The organism is bacterium endosymbiont of Pedicinus badii, from assembly GCF_002075085.1.
GTDB lineage: Bacteria > Pseudomonadota > Gammaproteobacteria > Enterobacterales > Enterobacteriaceae > PRUG.
Genome location: NZ_LKAS01000001.1, coordinates 75,573 through 93,139 on the forward strand (window position 1 = coordinate 75,573; position 17,567 = coordinate 93,139).

Annotated in this window: 17 protein-coding genes, 3 tRNA genes and 2 pseudogenes; 15 read left to right on the forward strand and 7 right to left on the reverse strand. The window is 23.2% G+C overall.

Annotated features, from left to right (window positions below):
* Positions 1 to 2: 2 nt before the first annotated feature.
* The 7 genes from aroA (at position 3) to AOQ89_RS00440 (ending at position 7,515) form a co-directional block, all read left to right on the forward strand.
* Positions 3 to 1,289, forward strand: a complete 1,287-nt coding sequence (aroA, locus tag AOQ89_RS00410; protein WP_080872214.1) for a 3-phosphoshikimate 1-carboxyvinyltransferase — start codon at positions 3 to 5, stop codon at positions 1,287 to 1,289.
* Between the two features lie 201 nt (positions 1,290 to 1,490).
* The gene (gene rpsA / locus AOQ89_RS00415; RefSeq protein WP_080872218.1) at positions 1,491 to 3,167 is read left to right on the forward strand and encodes a 30S ribosomal protein S1; all 1,677 of its coding nucleotides are present in this window, start codon (positions 1,491 to 1,493) and stop codon (positions 3,165 to 3,167) included.
* Position 3,168: 1 nt separating this feature from the next.
* Entirely contained in the window at positions 3,169 to 3,450 is a 282-nt protein-coding gene (locus AOQ89_RS00420; protein WP_080872223.1) for an HU family DNA-binding protein, read from the forward strand.
* Positions 3,451 to 3,540: 90 nt separating this feature from the next.
* On the forward strand, positions 3,541 to 5,301 hold the full coding sequence (gene msbA / locus AOQ89_RS00425) for a lipid A export permease/ATP-binding protein MsbA (RefSeq protein ID WP_080872230.1): 1,761 nt from the start codon (positions 3,541 to 3,543) through the stop codon (positions 5,299 to 5,301).
* Positions 5,302 to 5,947: 646 nt separating this feature from the next.
* Positions 5,948 to 6,136 carry a Trm112 family protein gene (locus tag AOQ89_RS00430; RefSeq protein WP_080872234.1) on the forward strand — a complete coding sequence of 63 codons (189 nt, stop codon included), beginning with the start codon at positions 5,948 to 5,950 and terminating at the stop codon, positions 6,134 to 6,136.
* Entirely contained in the window at positions 6,126 to 6,887 is a 762-nt protein-coding gene (kdsB, locus tag AOQ89_RS00435; protein ID WP_080872239.1) for a 3-deoxy-manno-octulosonate cytidylyltransferase, read from the forward strand. Before AOQ89_RS00430 ends, kdsB begins: the two co-directional genes overlap by 11 nt.
* Positions 6,877 to 7,515, forward strand: a complete 639-nt coding sequence (locus AOQ89_RS00440; protein ID WP_195909750.1) for an MBL fold metallo-hydrolase — start codon at positions 6,877 to 6,879, stop codon at positions 7,513 to 7,515. The genes kdsB and AOQ89_RS00440 overlap by 11 nt, the downstream gene beginning before the upstream one ends.
* Here the strand turns inward: AOQ89_RS00440 and asnS are convergent.
* The gene (gene asnS / locus AOQ89_RS00445; protein ID WP_080872247.1) at positions 7,512 to 8,894 is read right to left on the reverse strand and encodes an asparagine--tRNA ligase; all 1,383 of its coding nucleotides are present in this window, start codon (positions 8,892 to 8,894) and stop codon (positions 7,512 to 7,514) included. The two genes, AOQ89_RS00440 and asnS, sit on opposite strands and share 4 nt — an antisense overlap.
* Positions 8,895 to 9,013: 119 nt before the next feature.
* Between asnS and pyrD the strand changes: the two genes are divergently transcribed.
* Positions 9,014 to 9,994, forward strand: coding sequence for a dihydroorotate dehydrogenase (quinone) (gene pyrD / locus AOQ89_RS00450; protein WP_280938065.1), 981 nt, complete (start codon positions 9,014 to 9,016; stop codon positions 9,992 to 9,994).
* 36 nt (positions 9,995 to 10,030) lie between these two features.
* On the opposite strand, the gene fabA is transcribed toward pyrD, so the two are convergent.
* From fabA to AOQ89_RS00470, 4 genes are read right to left on the reverse strand one after another with little or no spacing between them, the layout of a single operon-like run.
* Positions 10,031 to 10,558, reverse strand: a complete 528-nt coding sequence (gene fabA / locus AOQ89_RS00455) for a bifunctional 3-hydroxydecanoyl-ACP dehydratase/trans-2-decenoyl-ACP isomerase (RefSeq protein ID WP_425356347.1) — start codon at positions 10,556 to 10,558, stop codon at positions 10,031 to 10,033.
* Between the two features lie 34 nt (positions 10,559 to 10,592).
* The gene (gene hspQ / locus AOQ89_RS00460; protein WP_080872622.1) at positions 10,593 to 10,907 is read right to left on the reverse strand and encodes a heat shock protein HspQ; all 315 of its coding nucleotides are present in this window, start codon (positions 10,905 to 10,907) and stop codon (positions 10,593 to 10,595) included.
* 44 nt (positions 10,908 to 10,951) lie between these two features.
* The gene (locus tag AOQ89_RS00465; protein ID WP_080872251.1) at positions 10,952 to 11,221 is read right to left on the reverse strand and encodes a TusE/DsrC/DsvC family sulfur relay protein; all 270 of its coding nucleotides are present in this window, start codon (positions 11,219 to 11,221) and stop codon (positions 10,952 to 10,954) included.
* Positions 11,222 to 11,232: 11 nt separating this feature from the next.
* Complete coding sequence (locus tag AOQ89_RS00470; RefSeq protein ID WP_080872253.1) at positions 11,233 to 11,892, reverse strand: Bax inhibitor-1 family protein; 660 nt, start codon at positions 11,890 to 11,892, stop codon at positions 11,233 to 11,235.
* Positions 11,893 to 12,038: 146 nt separating this feature from the next.
* Here AOQ89_RS00470 and AOQ89_RS00475 point away from each other — a divergent pair.
* The 4 genes from AOQ89_RS00475 (at position 12,039) to AOQ89_RS00485 (ending at position 12,921) form a co-directional block, all read left to right on the forward strand.
* Positions 12,039 to 12,124, forward strand: a tRNA-Ser gene (locus tag AOQ89_RS00475).
* A 43-nt stretch (positions 12,125 to 12,167) separates the two neighbouring features.
* Positions 12,168 to 12,713 carry a CDP-diacylglycerol--glycerol-3-phosphate 3-phosphatidyltransferase gene (pgsA, locus tag AOQ89_RS00480; RefSeq protein ID WP_080872255.1) on the forward strand — a complete coding sequence of 182 codons (546 nt, stop codon included), beginning with the start codon at positions 12,168 to 12,170 and terminating at the stop codon, positions 12,711 to 12,713.
* Between the two features lie 47 nt (positions 12,714 to 12,760).
* Positions 12,761 to 12,832: transfer RNA gene (locus AOQ89_RS03015), tRNA-Cys, on the forward strand.
* A 2-nt stretch (positions 12,833 to 12,834) separates the two neighbouring features.
* Positions 12,835 to 12,921, forward strand: a tRNA-Leu gene (locus tag AOQ89_RS00485).
* A 1-nt stretch (position 12,922) separates the two neighbouring features.
* Here the strand turns inward: AOQ89_RS00485 and AOQ89_RS00490 are convergent.
* Both AOQ89_RS00490 and AOQ89_RS00495 read right to left on the reverse strand, forming a co-directional pair.
* Complete coding sequence (locus AOQ89_RS00490; RefSeq protein ID WP_243469314.1) at positions 12,923 to 13,855, reverse strand: L,D-transpeptidase family protein; 933 nt, start codon at positions 13,853 to 13,855, stop codon at positions 12,923 to 12,925.
* A gap of 331 nt (positions 13,856 to 14,186) precedes the next feature.
* Positions 14,187 to 16,175 (reverse strand): Rne/Rng family ribonuclease, encoded by a 1,989-nt coding sequence (locus AOQ89_RS00495; RefSeq protein WP_243469315.1) that lies wholly within the window; start codon positions 16,173 to 16,175, stop codon positions 14,187 to 14,189.
* A gap of 121 nt (positions 16,176 to 16,296) precedes the next feature.
* Between AOQ89_RS00495 and AOQ89_RS00500 the strand changes: the two genes are divergently transcribed.
* The 3 genes and pseudogenes from AOQ89_RS00500 to rpmF all read left to right on the forward strand — a co-directional run bounded on the left by AOQ89_RS00500 (position 16,297) and on the right by rpmF (position 17,464).
* Positions 16,297 to 16,515: a S4 domain-containing protein gene (locus AOQ89_RS00500; protein WP_080872260.1), complete on the forward strand. Its 219-nt coding sequence runs from the start codon at positions 16,297 to 16,299 to the stop codon at positions 16,513 to 16,515.
* A gap of 32 nt (positions 16,516 to 16,547) precedes the next feature.
* A pseudogene (locus AOQ89_RS00505) lies at positions 16,548 to 17,234 on the forward strand (RluA family pseudouridine synthase); the annotation flags it as partial.
* A gap of 65 nt (positions 17,235 to 17,299) precedes the next feature.
* Positions 17,300 to 17,464, forward strand: a pseudogene (gene rpmF, locus AOQ89_RS00510) (50S ribosomal protein L32).
* The last annotated feature ends 103 nt before the right edge of the window (positions 17,465 to 17,567 follow it).

The following is a 17,567-nucleotide window of genomic DNA, read 5'->3' on the forward strand; positions in this document are numbered from 1 at the left end:
AAATGAAAAAAATTTTACTAAATCCTATAAAAAATATTTTTGGATCTATTAGATTACCAGGTTCAAAAAGTATAGCAAATAGAATACTTATCATTGCTTCTCAAGCAATTGGAAAAACAAAGATATATAATATTCCTATTAATAGAGACTTTTTTTCTATGTTGATTTCTTTAAGAAAATTAGGTGTTTTTTGTAAATTAAAAAAAAAAAAGAAGTATTGCGAAATACTAGGAAATAACGGAGTTTTTAGAAAAAAAAATATTTCAATAAATACAGATAATTCTGGAACAACAATGAGATTTTTATCTTCTTCTTTATCTGTAGATTGTAAAAATATCACCATTACTGGGAAAAAACAAATTTTAAGTAGACCAATTGGAGATTTAGTTCGTTCTCTATTGCAAGGAGGAGCTAAAATAAAGTACTTAAGAAAAAATAAGTATCCACCAATTATTGTAAATGGTGGATTAAAAGGAGGTTTAATAAAAGTAAATTGTACTATTTCTAGTCAATTTTTAAGTGGAATTTTAATGATTGCTCCACAATTAAAGAAAGATACAAAAATTTTAGTAGAAGGTAGTATTTGCTCTAAATCCTATATAGATATGACATTATCCATAATGCAACAATTTGGAGTACAAGTAGAAAATAGATCTTATAAAGTATTTTTTATTAAAGGAAATCAAAAATATATTTCAAAAGGTAGATATTTTATTGAAAGTGATGTAGTTAGTGCATCCTATTTCGCTGTAGCCGCTTTATACAGTGGAAGAAAAATGGTTGTAAAAGGAATAGGAAAAAAAACTATACAAGGAGAAATAAAATTTTTTTATTTACTAAAAAAAATGGGAGCTAATTTAAAAATAAAAAAAAGTAGAATTATTTGTAGAAAAAGTTTCTTAAATTTTAGTAGAAATATAAATGCAATTAACATACCAGATTCTTCCATGACTCTTTTAATTTCTTCTATACTTTTTAATCAAAATATAAAAATAAAAGGATTGTACAGTTGGAACTTTAAAGAAACAAACAGAATTTTAGTTTTTAAAAAAGAATTAAGAAAAATTGGTGTGAATTCAAAAGTAAGTAAAAATTGCATAAAAATTATAAAAATTGAAGAAAAAAACAAAAAATTTATAACGATAGACACTCATGGAGATCATAGAATAGCTATGTGTTTTTCTTTACTATGCTGTAAAGGATACTTAATAGAACTTTTAAATTCTAGTTGTGTAGATAAAAGTTTTCCTGATTTTTACAAATTTTTTCTTCATTTATCTAATTTTTAATCTTTAGTGCAATATATTGCAGTAAAAATTCTATTTTTGTAGTATCTATAAAAATATTCATAACAAATTAAATTTTTTATAAAACAAAACTCTACAAGAATTTTATTAATGATAGAATTACTTATAAATATGCATTAATATTGTTTTATTCTGTAAAATTTCTGTAAAATATAAAAAATTAAATTTTTTTAAATAAAAAAAATGGAAAATACAAAAAAAAATTTTTTAAAAGTTTTTAAAAAATTTTTAAAAATTATAGATACCAAACCTGGATCTATTATAAAAGGAAAAATTATAGATATAAAAAAAGATATAGTTTTAGTGGATGCAAATTTAAAATCTGAATCAAATATACCAATAGAACAATTTTTAGATAGAAAAGGAAATTTAGAAGTCAAAGTTGGAGATATTGTAGATGTAACTTTAGATGCTATAGAAGATGGTTTTGGAAATACAATTCTTTCTAGAGAAAAAGCTAAAAAACATGAAGCTTGGCTTTCTTTAGAAAAAGCTCATGAAAATAAAAATAGTGTTATAGGAATTATTAATGGAAAAGTAAAAGGAGGTTTCACTGCTGAAATAAACGGCATAAGAGCTTTTCTTCCAGGTTCTTTAGTAGATATAAGACCTATTAAAGATTCTATGCAGTTAGAAGGAAAAGAACTAGAGTTTAAAGTAATCAAATTAGATCAAAAAAGGAATAACGTAGTAATTTCTAGAAGAGCAGTTATAGAATCAGAAAACAGCGTAGAAAGAAATAAAATTCTTTCTAGTCTACAAGAGGGAGATAAGATTAAAGGAATAGTTAAAAATTTAACAGAATACGGAGCTTTTATTGATTTGGGAGGATTAGATGGACTGCTACATATTACAGATATGGCTTGGAAAAGAGTAAAACATCCAAACGAAATTGTAGAAATAGGAGAAGAAATTTTTGTTAAAATACTTAAATTTGATAAAGAAAAAACAAGAGTTTCTTTAGGATTAAAGCAACTTGAAGAAGACCCTTGGATCGATATATCTAAAAAATATCCTAGTGGATCCAAAATAAAAGGAAAAGTTACTAATCTAACTGACTATGGATGTTTTGTAGAAATCCAAGAAGGTGTAGAAGGCCTTGTTCACATATCAGAAATGGATTGGACAAAAAAGAATTTGCATCCTTCTAAAGTTGTACAATTAGGAGAAATTAAGGAAGTAATGATTTTAGATATTGATGAAGAAAAAAGAAGGATTTCTTTAGGAATCAAACAATGTAAACCAAATCCTTGGAAAAAATTTAAGAAAAAAAATAAAATTGGAGATAAAGTACTAGGAAAAATAAAATCTATTACAGATTTTGGAATATTCGTTGGTTTACAAGGTGGAGTAGACGGATTAATTCATCTTTCTGATATATCTTGGGAATTTAGAGGAGAAGATGCTGTAAAAATCTATAAAAAAGGAGAGGAAATACAAGCTGTTGTACTACAAGTAGATGTAGAAAGAGAAAGAATATCTTTAGGAATTAAACAACTGACAGAGGATCCATTTATTTCTTATACAAAAAAAATAGAAAAAAATGAACTTATTTCTGGAGAAATCTATGAAGTTTATGATCAGTATGTCCTAGTGAAAATTAAAGAAGGTATATTTGGAAGATTAAATTTTTTAGAAAAAAATAAAAATTATAATTTAGAAAAAAGACTTAAATTTTCTTTAGGTAGTAAAATAGATTGTAAAATTACAGCAATAGATAAAAAAAATCGTTTGATTATACTAGAATTTTATACGCATCAAGAAAATAGAAATAAAGAAAATAAAAATAAAGAAGAACAAAAATTTTCAAATGTAATGACAGAAGCATTTAAAGCTGCAACTAACAAAAAAGAACAATAAAATGAACAAAAAAGACTTAATAAAAATTTTGTATATAAAAAATAAAAAAATTGCAAAATCTACTATACAAAATATAGTAACAAATACAATAGATTTAATTTCTTCAAATCTTTCCAAAGGAAAAAAAATTGAATTAAGAGGATTTGGAGTTTTCTTTCTAAAGTATTTTCCTCCAAGAATTTTAAAACATCCTAAAACAAAAAAATCTTTTAAAACTGAAGGAAAATACATTCCAAAATTTAGAGCTAGTAGAAAATTAAAAGATGCAATCAAAAAAAAGTAAAGTAGTAATTTCTTTATCCTATAAAGAAAATATCTTTAAGAGATATCTTTTTTTCGTAAAAAATTTTTATAAAATTTTTAATAAATTGAAATGTTAAAAAAAAATTCTATAAAAAAAACTTTTTTTCGTTTTTGGAAAATTATAGTACCTTTTAAATTTGGATTAATAATTTCGATAGTAGCTCTTATAATAAATGCAGTTAGTGAAATTTTTATGCTGTCTTTGTTAAGACCTTTACTAGATGAAGGTTTTAATAAATTTAATAAACGTATTCTAATAACAACAGCAATAATGACAATTGTTTCTATGAGTATAAAGGGTATTAGTAGTTTTATTTCTAATTATTTTATGTATTGGGTATCTGGTAAAGTAGTTATGAAAATGCGTCTTCTTCTATTCAGACATATTATGCATATGTCAACAAAATTTTTTGATGAAAATAAAACAGGAGAATTACTTTCTAGAATTATATACGATACAGAACAAATTGCTTATTCTTCTTCATTTTCTTTGGTAACTTTTGTAAGAGAAGGTACTTTAATAGTAGGTCTTTCCATTATGATGATTTTGCATAGTTGGAAATTATCGATTATTTTATTTTTTATATCTCCAATACTATTATATTTTACTAAAATTATTTCGAATAGTTTTCGTAATATTAGCAAAAAAATTCAAAAAACTATGGGAGACATTACCAGCGTTACAGAACAAATGCTAAAATCCCATAAAGAAATACTCCTTTTTGGAAGACAAAAAATTGAAAAAGAAAAGTTTAAAAATATTAACAATACTATAAGAAAGCAAAACATGAGAATGATGTTTTCAACTTCTATTATAGATCCTATTATACAATTTATTTCTTCCATTGGATTGTCTACAATTTTATTTCTTTCAAGCATACCTTATATTATGGAAAATCTTACTTCTGGTACTATAACTGTTATATTTTCTTCAATGATTTCATTAATGAAACCTTTGAAGTCTTTTAATAATGTAAATATGCAGTTTCAAAAAGGTATGACAATTTGTCAAGTTTTATTTTCTATATTGGATAAAAATACAGAAAAAAATAAGGGTATTTCTAATGTAAAGAATTTTAAAGGTAATATAAGTTTTCAAAATGTTACTTTTTTTTATGAAAAACAAAAGTTTCCAGTTTTACAAAAAATAAACTTTAATATTCTTGCAGGAACTAAAGTAGCATTAGTAGGATCTTCTGGATCAGGAAAATCAACTATAGTGAATCTTTTAGTAAGATTGTACGAAATAAATAACGGAAAAATATTTTTAGATGGAATAAATCTTACTAGATATAAATTATCCTATTTAAGAAAAAAAATTTCTATTGTTTCGCAGAATGTACATTTATTTAACGATACTATAATTAATAATATTACCTATGAAAAAAGTAATTTTTCAAAAAAACAGATAGAAAAAGCTATTAATATGGCTAATGCATCAGAATTTATAAGTAAAACTAAATATGGTTTAAATACTATTATAGGAGAAGGAGGCAACTTACTGTCTAATGGACAGAAAAAAAAAATTGCTATTGCTAGAGCTTTTTTAAAAGATGCTCCAATTATTATATTTGATGAAGCAACAGCAGAATTAGATAGCAAATCAGAATATTACATTCATAAATCTATTAGTAGATTGTTAAAAAATAGAACTTTTTTAACTATCACTCATAGAATTAATACGGTAAAAAAATTTGATAAAATTTTAGTTTTAGAAAAAGGAAAAGTAATAGAATTTGGTAATCATATACAGTTAATAAAAAAACAAGGATTGTATGCAAAACTTTATAATTTACAGACTGGAAAGAATAGTAAGAAAAATTTATTATAAATTTTGCATAGTATTATTTGAGTAATTAAATTTTTAAAATACTTATAAAAAGGTTATGATGTCTATTTTTTAGGAAATAATCATTATTATGTAGCAATAAAAACTTTAAGTACTATTTAGATTTTGATATAAGTTACAAATGTACAGAAACAAATTTTAGCATAAAAATTGTATTTTATGTAATAAACCAATTATGCAGAAAAAATTTATATACTAAATTTATTTGCATTTTTTCGTGTAAAAAATCTTTGAAAAATTTATTTTTTTGTATAGAAAAACACTATAAAATAATTTTCTATTAATCTGATTTTATTATAAAAAAGAAAGCTAAAATTTTTTAGTTACAAAATTTGTAGTAGATAAAAATAGTAACTTAATCTATAAGTGATTTTTATTTTAAGTACTATTAAACAAAAATTATTTTTATGTATTTTCTAAATATTAATACAATAATTCTAGTAATTTTTAAATTTTAAAGAATTTGTTTTTTATAAAAAATAGTACTTTAATTTTTATAAAAAATTATAAATGAGATAAATGCAATGATAAAATAAAAAATACAGAAATTTTATAATACTAAGGATTCAGAAAAATAAATTTTTATACAAAAACTGATTAATAAAATTTTAGATACAAAAGAAATAAAATGGATAGTTTTTTATTAAATATTTTAGTTTGTCCTATTTGTAAAAGTGCTTTAACTATTTCTAAAAATAGAAAAGAACTTATCTGTAAAAAAGAAAAATTAGCTTTTCCTATAAAACAAAAAATTCCAATTTTATTAAAAAATAAGACAAGAAAAATAACTAAAAAAGAAAAATCCAATGAAATTTAGTATTATTATTCCAGCTAGAATCGGTTCAAAAAGATTTCCTAAAAAGTTACTATTTAAAATTTTTGAAAAACCAATTCTTTTTTATACTATTCAAAATGCTAAAAATTCTTTAGCAAATAAAATAATTGTAGCAACAGATTCACAAGAAATATTTAATTATTCTAGAAAATTAGATTGCGAAGCTTGTTTAATTGAAAAAAAATGCGATTCTGGTACAGAAAGATTATATGAAGCTATTAAAAAATTTAATTTACAAAAAGAAGAAATAATTATTAATTTGCAAGGTGATGAAATTCTTGTAAATCATAATATAATTAATACACTAGCAAAAAAATTTGTAAAAAATAAATCTGAAGTAGAAACTTTAGGAACACATTTTACAAATTTACAAGATTTACTAAGTTTTGATTCAGTAAAAATAGTTTTAGATTGTAATCAAAATGCTCTATATTTTTCTAGATATCCTATACCTTGGAGAAAAGAAAATGATGCTATAAAAAATAAGACGGTATCCAATTATATTAAACATATTGGTATATACATATACTCTTCAAAATTTATTCAAATATACCATAATTGGAAAAAGACAAAATTAGAAAAAATGGAAAATTTAGAACAACTTAGAATACTTTGGTATGCAAGAAAAATACATGTTACTGTGCTAAAAAATATAGATTTATATAGTGTAAATAGAATTAAGGATATAAAAATTGTAGAAAAAATTTTAAAAAATGAATTGTATGGAATATAAAATAATTGTTGTAACAAAATTAAAACAAAATTGTTCTATTATATGGTGTAAATCTACAAAAATAGGAGTTTTAATCGATCCTGGAGAAAATTCAAAAAAAATAAAAAATTTTGTTTTTCTGAAAAAAATAAATATTAAATACATATTTTTAACACATGGTCATATTGATCATATATACGCAGCAAAGTACTTTTCTAAATTTTATTCTGTTCCGATTATAGGTCCTAATATAAAAGAAAAATTACTATTTAAACTTATTCCTGAACAATCTGAAATTTTTAATTTCAAGAAAATACCTGTATTTTTTCCAGATTTTTGGGTAACAGATAAGCAAATTTTTCAAGTTGGAAAATTAAAAATTCAATCATTTCATTGCCCAGGACATTCTCCAGGACACGTAATATTTTTTATTCCAGATTTTAATTTTTTAGTGGTTGGAGATATAATTTTTAAAGGAAGTATAGGAAGAACAGATTTATTCGGAGGAAATACGAAAAATATGTTGTGTTCTATAAAAAAAATTTTTTCATTAGGAGAAAAGAACAGAATTCTTCCAGGACATGGAGATACAACAAATACTGAAGAAGAAAAAAAAAATAATCTTTTTTTAAAGGAAATAGAATTCTAAAATTCTGCTTGATTTCTACTTCTTGGAAAAGGTATTGTATCTCTAACATTTTTCATTCCTGTAATAAAGCATACTAATCTTTCTAGTCCCATTCCGAATCCAGAATGAGGAACTGTTCCGTACTTTCTTAAATCTCTATACCACCAGTATTCTTCTTTTTTTAATTTGCATTCTTTTATTCTTTTATCAAGAAATTTTAATCTTTCTTCTCTTTGTGATCCTCCTATAATTTCTCCTATTTCAGGAGTAATAATATCAAATGAAGATACTGTTTTTTTATCTTTATTAATTCTCATATAAAATGCTTTTATGCTTTTAGGATAATTTTTTATCGCTACGATAGAATTAAAATATTCATTTGATAAAAATTTTTCTTGCTCTATAGAAAGATCTTGACCCCATAAAAAATTACTATATTTTTTTTCCTGATTTAATATTTCTATTGCATCAGAATATTCTATTACTTTCATTTTTGTATTTATGAAATTTTCTATTCTAGTAATAATACTACTATTTTTTCTTGATAAAAATTTTAAATCTTCGTATCTTTCTAAAAGAACGAATTGAAATATGTATTTTAGCATTTTTTCAGAGAAATGAATGATTTTTTTTAAATCTATAAAAGCCATTTCCGGTTCTACCATCCAAAGTTCAGAAAGATGTCTAGTAGTATTAGAGTTTTCTGCTCTAAATGTTGGTCCAAATGTATATACTTTAGATAGAGCACATGCATAAGATTCCGCATTTAATTGACCAGAAACCGTTAAAAAAGTTTTTTTTCCAAAAAACTTAGTTTTAGAATACGAAATTTTTTGGTTTTTAAGATATTCTGTATAAATCAAAAAAGTTTTTCCTGCCCCTTCTGCATCTGAAGTACTTATTATTGGAGTAGATATCCAATAAAAACCTTTTTCATACATAAATCTATGAATTGCATAAGAAACAGTATTTCTTATTCTAGTGATTGCTCCTATAATATTAGTTCTAGGACGAAGATGTGCAACTTCTCTTAAGTATTCTAATGTATGATTTTTTGAAGAAATAGGATATTTTTCTGGATTTTTGACTAATCCCAGCACTTTAATTTTTTTAGCCAAAACTTCGTATTTTTGTTTTTTCCCTATAGATTTTACTACAGTTCCAAGTACTTCTATTGAACAGCCACTATTTAATTTTAAAATTTCATTACTATAATTTTTTATATTTTTTTTTTTAGCTATTATTTGCAAAGAATTGAGACAAGATCCATCGTGAATAGATATAAAAGAAATTCCTAATTTTGAATCTCTTCTTGTTTTTACCCATCCTCTTACTAAAATAATATCTAAAATATTTTTTTTACTTTTTAAAATTTTTACTATTTCTAAAATTTTTGGCATATAATTATTTTATAGAATCCAGAATTTTTGTATTTTAAAGTCTATATAATTAATTATATAACTGTTTTTTTTAAAAATAAATATCATGTTTATGCAAGGAGAATAAAGTGTTGTATTCAATGCTTAAAAAATTTTTATTTAAAATGGATGAAGAATCAAAAAATCATATGATACTAAACAAATTAAAAAAAATTCTTGGTACTCCTTTTGGTTTTCTTGTTAAACAATCTGTACCATTAAAAACTGTAAAATGTATGGGATTATCTTTTAAAAATCCAGTAGGATTATCTCCAGGAATGGATTACAATGCAGAATATATTGATTTATTTGGATCATTAGGATTCGGATTTATAGAAGTCGGTACTGTAACTCCAAAACCAAAAATAGGAAATTTAAAACCAAGAATATTTGCAATTAAAAAAGCTAAAAGTTTAATAAGCAGAATAGGGTATGAAAATAAAGGAATTGATTTTGTTATAGAAAATATAAAAAAAAGTAGTTTTAATGGAATTATAGGGATAAACATTGCAAGCAATGAAAATCAAGATATAGAAAGTATTATAAAAGATCATTTATTGTGTATAGAAAAATCCTATCCTATAGTAGGATATATTTCTATTAATATTCCTAGTGTTTTTCTTTCTAATTTAGAATCTTTAAAAAATTGGATTAAGGAAATAAAAAATAAACAAAAATTTTTAAAAAAAGAGAAAAAAAAATACGTACCTATAGTAATCAAAATACAACCAGATCTTACTAAAAATACAATTATTAAAATTGCAGAAAACATTCTAGATTTCAAAGTTGATGGAATTATTGCAACAAATTCAACTAAAGATAAAAATTTGATTAATGGACTAAATTTTTCTCATCAAAAAGGAACAATCAGTGGAAAAGCTTTACAAATAAAAAGTACAAATGTAATTAAAATACTAAAAGAAGTCTTGAAGGAAGAAGTTATTATAATTGGATCTGGAGGAGTAGATTCTTTAATATCAGCAAGAGAAAAAATTTTTTTTGGAGCTTCTTTAGTACAAGTTTGTACTGGTTTTATATATAAAGGTCCAAAAATAATTAAAGAAATAGTTAAATATATATAGCAAAATCTTGCGTTATATTCAAAATATAACGCAATTTTAAAATTTTTGTTTTTCTTTAAAAAGTCCTACTTTTAAATCATTTGAAGTATAAATAATTTTTCCATCACAAAATACTTCTCCATCTGCCATACCCATCATTAGTTTTCTGTATATTACTCTTCTAAAATGAATTCTATAAGTAACTTTTTTAGCAATTGGAAGAATTTGTCCGGAAAATTTAACTTCTCCTACTCCTAAAGCTCTTCCTCTTCCTTTTCCTCCCAACCATCCTAAATAAAATCCTACTAATTGCCACATAGCATCTAAGCCTAAACATCCAGGCATAACTGGATCACCAATAAAATGACATTGAAAAAACCACATTTCCGGATATATATCTAATTCTGCTTCTACAAATCCTTTTCTATAATTTCCTCCATTAGTATTCATTTGCACTACTCTATCCATCATTAGCATATTTGGAGCAGGAAGTTTTGGTCCTAATTTTCCAAATAATTCTCCTCTGCTAGAAGCTAATAAGTCATCTTTAGAATAAAATTTTTTTTTGTTTTCTATTTTTTGCATAAAAATTTTATATCTATTTATTATAATTTGTAATTTAATTTCTCAAACGAGGTAATTGTAGTTGCATACGAATGGATTTAGATAACTCATACAATAATTTGGATTTTTCCGTATTTATTTCGTATCCTAATTGCTCTTCCGCTAAGTATGTATGTATTGGTTTTCCTTCTTCATCTTCCATAATTACATGATACCAAGGATTTTTTTTAAAAGAGTTATTTTCTATAGAAATTTCTTCTATAGAAGGTTTTTCTAAAGCATATTCAGGATCTGCATCTATTACAACTCCAGAATATCCCAGAAGTTTATGTACTACTTTTTGTCCTATGCTAAATTTACTTAAAATCATATTTTTCTCCTTAAAAATCGGAAAAAATTTGCGAATACTGATTTTTAAAAACACACTTTTGAATTAGGTATGCCAGCAATTTTTTTTATTTTTTTATTAGCATTGAAAGAAAATAATTTAAACAAATATATACTGCTTCCGAATTGCTTTCCAAACCTTTTTTTTATAAAACTTACTAGCATTTTATCAGAAGGAAAAAAGTTGTATTTTTTATAGAATTTTCTAACTAAATAAATGATTTTCCAATGCATTTTATTCAGAACGATTCCTTCTTCTTTAGCAAATCTAATAGCAATTTTTCTGTTCCATTCCATAAAAATAAAAGCTAATTATTTTTCCATCCAAATAGTACATTTGTAATGCTAACGAATAAATTGTATATAGAAACGTACAGATTTACTGTAGCTCTTACGTAGTTTGTTTCTCCTCTATGTATAATGTTACTAATTTCCCAAAGCATTGTAATTGAAGAGAAAATAATAAACATTCCACTAATTACCAAAGAAAAAATAGGAATATGTAAAAAAAGATTCAGTAGACTACAGACAACTAAAACTACAAATCCAGCAGTAATAGTATTAGTTAGAAAAGACATATTTTTTTTTGTTATTATTAAATATAATGAACAAGATAAAAATACTAATGCTGTTCCAAAAAGAGCAACTAAAACAATTTCATAAGAGTTAGAATAAAAAACTAATTTTAGTAAAGGACTTATTGTATATCCCATAAATCCAGTTAAAGAAAATGTTGCTATAATACCTTTTTTTGTTTCAGAATATTTATTTGTCAAGTATAAAAGACCGTAAAATCCTACTATAGTAACTAAAAATCCTGGAGATGGAAGATTAAGAAATATGCTTAGAGTTGCTGTTAAAGCGGAAAATAAAGTAGTTAAAAATAATAAAAAGTATGTATTTCTTAAAACTCTATTAGTTCTCGCAGTAGATTTCTTCTCTGAAGAAGTAATAATAATTCGATTCATTTTTATATCCTATGAGTAAAATTATAGTATATTTCCTTTAGAAAGATAAATCAAAATAGCGATAATTACAAGAAAAGAAAAAAATATTTTATCAAATATAGAATTTTACAAAAAAAAAAAAATCTCTATAATAAAATATATATTTTGGAGGAGTGGTCGAGTGGTTTAAGGCACCGGTCTTGAAAATCGGAAATGCAGTTTGCATTCTAGAGTTCGAATCTCTACTCCTCCGTTTTGTTATCAGGTAGAGATTCTTAATTTTTAGAAAAATAAAAATGAGATTTAATATACCTATTTATATTACTATATTTAGATTAATTACTATCCCTTTTTTCACTTTTAGTTTTTATATACAGAATAAAAATTCTTCTTTATTTTCTGCAGTAATTTTTTTTCTAGGGGCAATAACAGATTGGTTTGATGGTTTTTTAGCTAGAAAAACAAAAAAAATTACTAAGTTTGGTACATTTTTAGATCCAGTAGTAGATAAAATTATAGTAATTACTGCTTTAACTTTAATTTTAGAATTTTTTCATACTGTATGGATTACGATACCTATTACTTTACTAATAATAAGAGAAATTATAGTTTCTGCATTAAGACAATGGGCTGCGTATATAGGAAAGAGCAAAAAAATTAAAGTTTCTTTTTTCGGAAAGATTAAAACCACATCTCAAATGTTATCCATAATTATCCTGTTATGGAACCCTAATTATAGAATACAAATAGTAGGAATATTTTTTTTATACTTTACAACAATTATAGCTTTTTTTTCTATGATGTACTATTTTTTTTTAATTAGAAAAGATCTTTGTAAATAAAAATCCTATTTTAAATTTTAAAAAATCTATTATAATAATTTTATAATGGCGTGTTGACAGAGTGGCTTATGTGACGGATTGCAAATCCGTATACTTCGGTTCGATTCCGAAACACGCCTTTGCCCAGGTGGTGGAATTGGTAGACACAAAGGACTTAAAATCCTTCGGCTTAAAAAAAGCTTTACGAGTTCAAGTCTCGTCCTGGGTACTTATTTAGTAATATCAATAGGAATTCCTTGACGTTTTTCTAATGCGTTTTTTAATTTTATTTGATCTATGTATTTAGAAGATAAAATCTTTTTTTCTTCTTTAGAAATTTCTATAGGATTTTTATCATTAGAAAATAGTTGTTCTTTAGAATTAGATAAAGGATCATGCACTTCAATGTAGTATTTTTTATTTTGTTCTATAGAAAATTTTATTGGTTTATTAATAATTTCCACTCTAGTTTTTTTAGGAACATGATTGTACAAATATTCAATATCACTATTTCTTAATCTAACACAACCGTGACTTACTCTAAGACCTATACCAAAATTTGCATTTGTTCCATGTATAGCATACGAATTTCCTATATATAGAGCATATGGTCCCATAGGATTTTTTGGTCCAGGAGGAAATACAATAGGTAATTCTATACCTAATTTTTTATATTCTGATTTAATACTGGCACTTGGAATCCAAGAGGGATTTTTTTTTTTTTTTATAATATACGTAATCCAATTTGACGGAGTATCACTTCCAATTTGTCCTATTCCTATAGGAAATACTATAACTTTCTTAGTATTTTCTGGATAATAATAGAGACGCATTTCTGCTAAATTGATAATAATACCTTTTTGTATAGTATCTGGAAGAATAAGACTATGAGGTATAATTATTTTTTCTCTTTGTTTTGGAAGATAAACATCTACTTTAGGATTAGCCTCTAATAAATTACTTATTCCCACTTGAAATTTTTTTGCAAAATATTCTAAAGGAAGTTTGTTGTTTTCTGGAATAGTAAAAATTATATTTTTTCCAACTAGTCTACCATTTTTATTTGGTAAATCATATTCTTTGCTAAAAAAAGAATTTGTAAAATACAAAATAGAGAATACGTATATAAAAATTTTTATAGTTTCTTTCATCAAAGTATTCAAATTTTTAGTCTAAAAAAGTTTAAAAGTTAAAATTTTTGGCATAATACTAGAATTTTTTTTATAAAAAAGCCAAAAATTTAGTATCAAATAGTATATTTTATAATAGATATTAGCATATTTTATTTATATCTATTATGAATAAAATTGTAGAATTTTGTAAAATTTCACAAATTATTGGATAAAATATTTCTATAAAATTTATTTAAAATGTTAAAATTATTTGAATTAAAGTGTTTTATAAAATTTTTTATGAATTAAAAAGTTATTTTCAAAAATAAAAATACAATTCCTAATTTACTAGCGAAAATTTTTGCATACGAATTTAATAAAATTAAATTTTTTTATTTTTTTTACTAATGCTATACGAATACTTCTTTCTATGCAAATAATAAATATTTCTTTGTATTTCTGTATTTTTTGCTAAATAAAAAATTTCTGAATTTTTAAAATTGATTATATTTTTTATACTAGATAAGGTGTAATACTCAAAAGTCTTATTTTTTTTGAAATTTATTTCATTTTCGTATTTATCAAAGATAATTTTATTTTTTATAATTTTTTTATTCTTATTGAATGAAATATTATTTCTATTTTTTCTATGATTCAAAAAAAAATTTTTCTTTTTTTTGTAAATTGAATATTTTTTTTTTTTTTTATTTTTTACTAAACAAAAAATTTTATTTTTGGCAATTTTTATGGAATACAAAACTTTTTTATATAAAAAACTTATAAAAAAAACAAAAATTTTTTTTAAATAGCAAATTTTTTTTAGAAAACTTTTTGATATATGATGTAGAAAAAAATCTTTTGTATTTTTATTCTTTTTAATTTCCAAAATCTCATAGTTCGGTATCTTAGTTTTTTTTTTAGAAAAAGTTTTAATTTTTATGTCAAAAAAATTTTTCTTTATAGAAAGAAGACTATTTCTCTTTTTCCTAAGTAAGTATTTTGCTATTATTGTAGGAACAACAATTTCTATATAATTAGTACTTTTCCTTATACATAATTCTTTTATCGTACGCAACATAGAAATATAAAAAGAATTTGTACTATTAAATGTTCCAGTTCCTATACAAAAAGGACAAATATGTATGCTAGATACTTTTAAAGAATAGTTTAGTCTTTGTCTAGAAAGCTCAAGAAGTCCAAATTTTGATATTTTTCCAATTTGAATTCTGGCTCTGTCTTTTTGAATAAATTTCTTAAAAGAATTTTCTACTTCTTTTTGATGATCAATTATATTCATATCTATAAAATCTATAACTATCAATCCTCCTAAATCTCTTAGTCTGATTTGTTTAGCAATTTCGTAAGTAGCTTCTAGATTGGTATTTAGAGCTGTTTCTTCTATATCACAAGCACTAGTATATTTAGAAGAATTTATATCTATAGCAGTTAGAGCTTCTGTACTATCTATGAATATAGATCCTCCGGAAGGTAGTCGTATTTCTCTTTGAAAGATAGATTCAATTTGTGTTTCTATTTTGTATTTTTCAAAAATTGGTATTTTTCCTTTGTAAAATTTGATCTTTTTTGCGTATTCAAATTTTCCTAAAGAACAGATATAGTTCTTTGCTAAATTTAGTACCATATAATCATCAATTATGATTTCTTTAATATCTGATATCAAATAATCTCTAAAAGTTCTTATAACAATATTACTATCTTTATAAATTAAACAAGGAGCAGATTTTTTTTTTGCAGAATTTTGAATTTTTTTCCAAATATTTAGTAAAAAATTTAAATCAATTTGTAATTCTTTTTCTGTTTTTTCTGCTCCAGCGGTTCGTATAATAATACTCATATTTTCTGGGATATACATATTAGATATTATTTCTTTTATCTTGTTTCTTCTTTCTCCTTCTATTTTTCTAGAAATTCCATTAGATCCAGTAGTATTTGGTAGCAATACAAGATAATTTCCTGCTAAACTAATATAAGTCGTTAATGAAGCTCCCTTTTTGCTTCTTTCTTCTTTATTAATTTGTATGATAATTTCTTTTCCAATTAAAAATTCTTTGCAAAAATTGTATTTTTTATTTGCTTTATTTTTTTTTAAATATTCTTCATTCATTTCTTTAAAAGGTAAAAATCCATTTTTTTCCATTCCATAACTAACGAATACTGCTTCTAAACTTGGTTCGATTCTTGTAATTTTTCCTTTATAAATATTAGATTTTTTTATTTTATAATCATTCCTCTCTATCCCTAAATCACATAATTCATTATTTTCAATTAAAGCAATTCTAAGTTCTGTTTTTTTTGAAGCATTAATAAGCATCCTTTTCGTCATAAATTTACTCTTTAATTTGATTTGCATTCTAAGTATTAAATATTTTTTTTTTGTATTCAATTACTAAAAAAAATAAATTCATTGGAAAATAATACTTAATATTTGATATATTACAAGAAAAAATTTTTTATTTTATTACTATTAGACTATGAAAAATGAAAATATTTTTATTGTATCAGAATGCAGCATACAACAAAGAATTGACAATTTTTTAATATCTAAATTAAAAATTCCAAGAAGTAAGATTTATCAGATTATCAGAACTGGACAAGTTAGAATTAATAAAAGAAGGATAAAAGTTAATTATAGACTTAAAAATTTGGATGTTATTAGAATACCTCCAAAAATAAAAAAAAAACTACATTAAATTATCGATTAACAAAAAAAGAAAAAAATACTTTTCGAGATAGAATTTTGTACCAAGATAAAGAAATACTTGCTTTTAATAAACCTAATAATATGTCCGTTCATGGAGGAAATTTCGTAAAGTTCGGTTTAATAGAAAAATTAAAGATTTTTATGAAAGATACAAAATTCTTGGAGTTAGTTCACAGATTAGATAAAAAAACTTCCGGAATTCTTCTTTTGGCTAAAAAAAAATCTATACTAAAAAATTTACATGAACAATTTCGCAATAAAACAATTAAAAAAGAATATTTCGCAATAGTACATGGAAATGTTGTAAAAAATAGAATAATAAAAAAAGAAATATCAGAATACCGTATAAAAAATAAAAAGAAAATTAAGAAAAAGAAGTTTTCTAAAACACAATTTCTTGTGAAAAAAAAATTCAAAAATGCAACTTATGTAAAAATTATACCTTATACAGGAAGAAAACACCAAATTAGAATACATAGTAAGTATATGGGAAATCCAATCATAGGAGATGAAAAATACGGAAGTAAAAAACTTAATAAACTTTTTACAAAAAATGGATTTAAAAAATTGTATCTACATTCCTATTCGATAAAATTTGTACATCCGAAAACTAAGAAGATAAAAAGAATTAAAGCTCCAATAAATCCTTCAATAAAAAAATTGCTGTATTTTTTACAAGAAAAAAAATGTAAAGTTTTTTGTAAATAGAAAATAATATATAATAAAGTTACGAAATTATACAGATTTTGAACATAAAATCTATAGAGGATAAAATGGCTGTACAGCAAAATAGAAAAACAAGAGCTAAAAGAGGGATGAGAAGATAGCAAGACAAAATTAAGAAAAATTTGCTTTCAATCGATAGAACTTCTAAAGAAATACATATAAGACACTATATGACAAAAAAAGGATTTTATAAAGGAAAAAAAATAAAATAAATCTAAAAATTAGATAACAGAATTTTACGTTTTATAATAAAAACTATGAAAATTTTTATAAATAGAAATTTCAATAAACAACAAATTCGAATTCTTGTCTATA

Excerpts from the sequence above, each read along its gene's own strand:
- pyrD (WP_280938065.1), top strand. The coding sequence starts at position 9,014 with ATGCTTAAAAAATTTTTATTTAAAATGGATGAAGAATCAAAAAATCAT.
- AOQ89_RS00420 (WP_080872223.1), top strand. The coding sequence starts at position 3,169 with ATGAACAAAAAAGACTTAATAAAAATTTTGTATATAAAAAATAAAAAA.
- msbA (WP_080872230.1), top strand. The coding sequence starts at position 3,541 with ATGTTAAAAAAAAATTCTATAAAAAAAACTTTTTTTCGTTTTTGGAAA.
- AOQ89_RS00430 (WP_080872234.1), top strand. The coding sequence starts at position 5,948 with ATGGATAGTTTTTTATTAAATATTTTAGTTTGTCCTATTTGTAAAAGT.
- asnS (WP_080872247.1), bottom strand. The coding sequence starts at position 8,894 with ATGCCAAAAATTTTAGAAATAGTAAAAATTTTAAAAAGTAAAAAAAAT.
- fabA (WP_425356347.1), bottom strand. The coding sequence starts at position 10,558 with ATGCAAAAAATAGAAAACAAAAAAAAATTTTATTCTAAAGATGACTTA.
- AOQ89_RS00500 (WP_080872260.1), top strand. The coding sequence starts at position 16,297 with ATGAAAAATGAAAATATTTTTATTGTATCAGAATGCAGCATACAACAA.
- rpsA (WP_080872218.1), top strand. The coding sequence starts at position 1,491 with ATGGAAAATACAAAAAAAAATTTTTTAAAAGTTTTTAAAAAATTTTTA.
- AOQ89_RS00440 (WP_195909750.1), top strand. The coding sequence starts at position 6,877 with ATGGAATATAAAATAATTGTTGTAACAAAATTAAAACAAAATTGTTCT.
- AOQ89_RS00465 (WP_080872251.1), bottom strand. The coding sequence starts at position 11,221 with ATGGAATGGAACAGAAAAATTGCTATTAGATTTGCTAAAGAAGAAGGA.
- kdsB (WP_080872239.1), top strand. The coding sequence starts at position 6,126 with ATGAAATTTAGTATTATTATTCCAGCTAGAATCGGTTCAAAAAGATTT.
- hspQ (WP_080872622.1), bottom strand. The coding sequence starts at position 10,907 with ATGATTTTAAGTAAATTTAGCATAGGACAAAAAGTAGTACATAAACTT.
- aroA (WP_080872214.1), top strand. The coding sequence starts at position 3 with ATGAAAAAAATTTTACTAAATCCTATAAAAAATATTTTTGGATCTATT.
- pgsA (WP_080872255.1), top strand. The coding sequence starts at position 12,168 with ATGAGATTTAATATACCTATTTATATTACTATATTTAGATTAATTACT.
- AOQ89_RS00470 (WP_080872253.1), bottom strand. The coding sequence starts at position 11,892 with ATGAATCGAATTATTATTACTTCTTCAGAGAAGAAATCTACTGCGAGA.
- AOQ89_RS00495 (WP_243469315.1), bottom strand. The coding sequence starts at position 16,175 with ATGCAAATCAAATTAAAGAGTAAATTTATGACGAAAAGGATGCTTATT.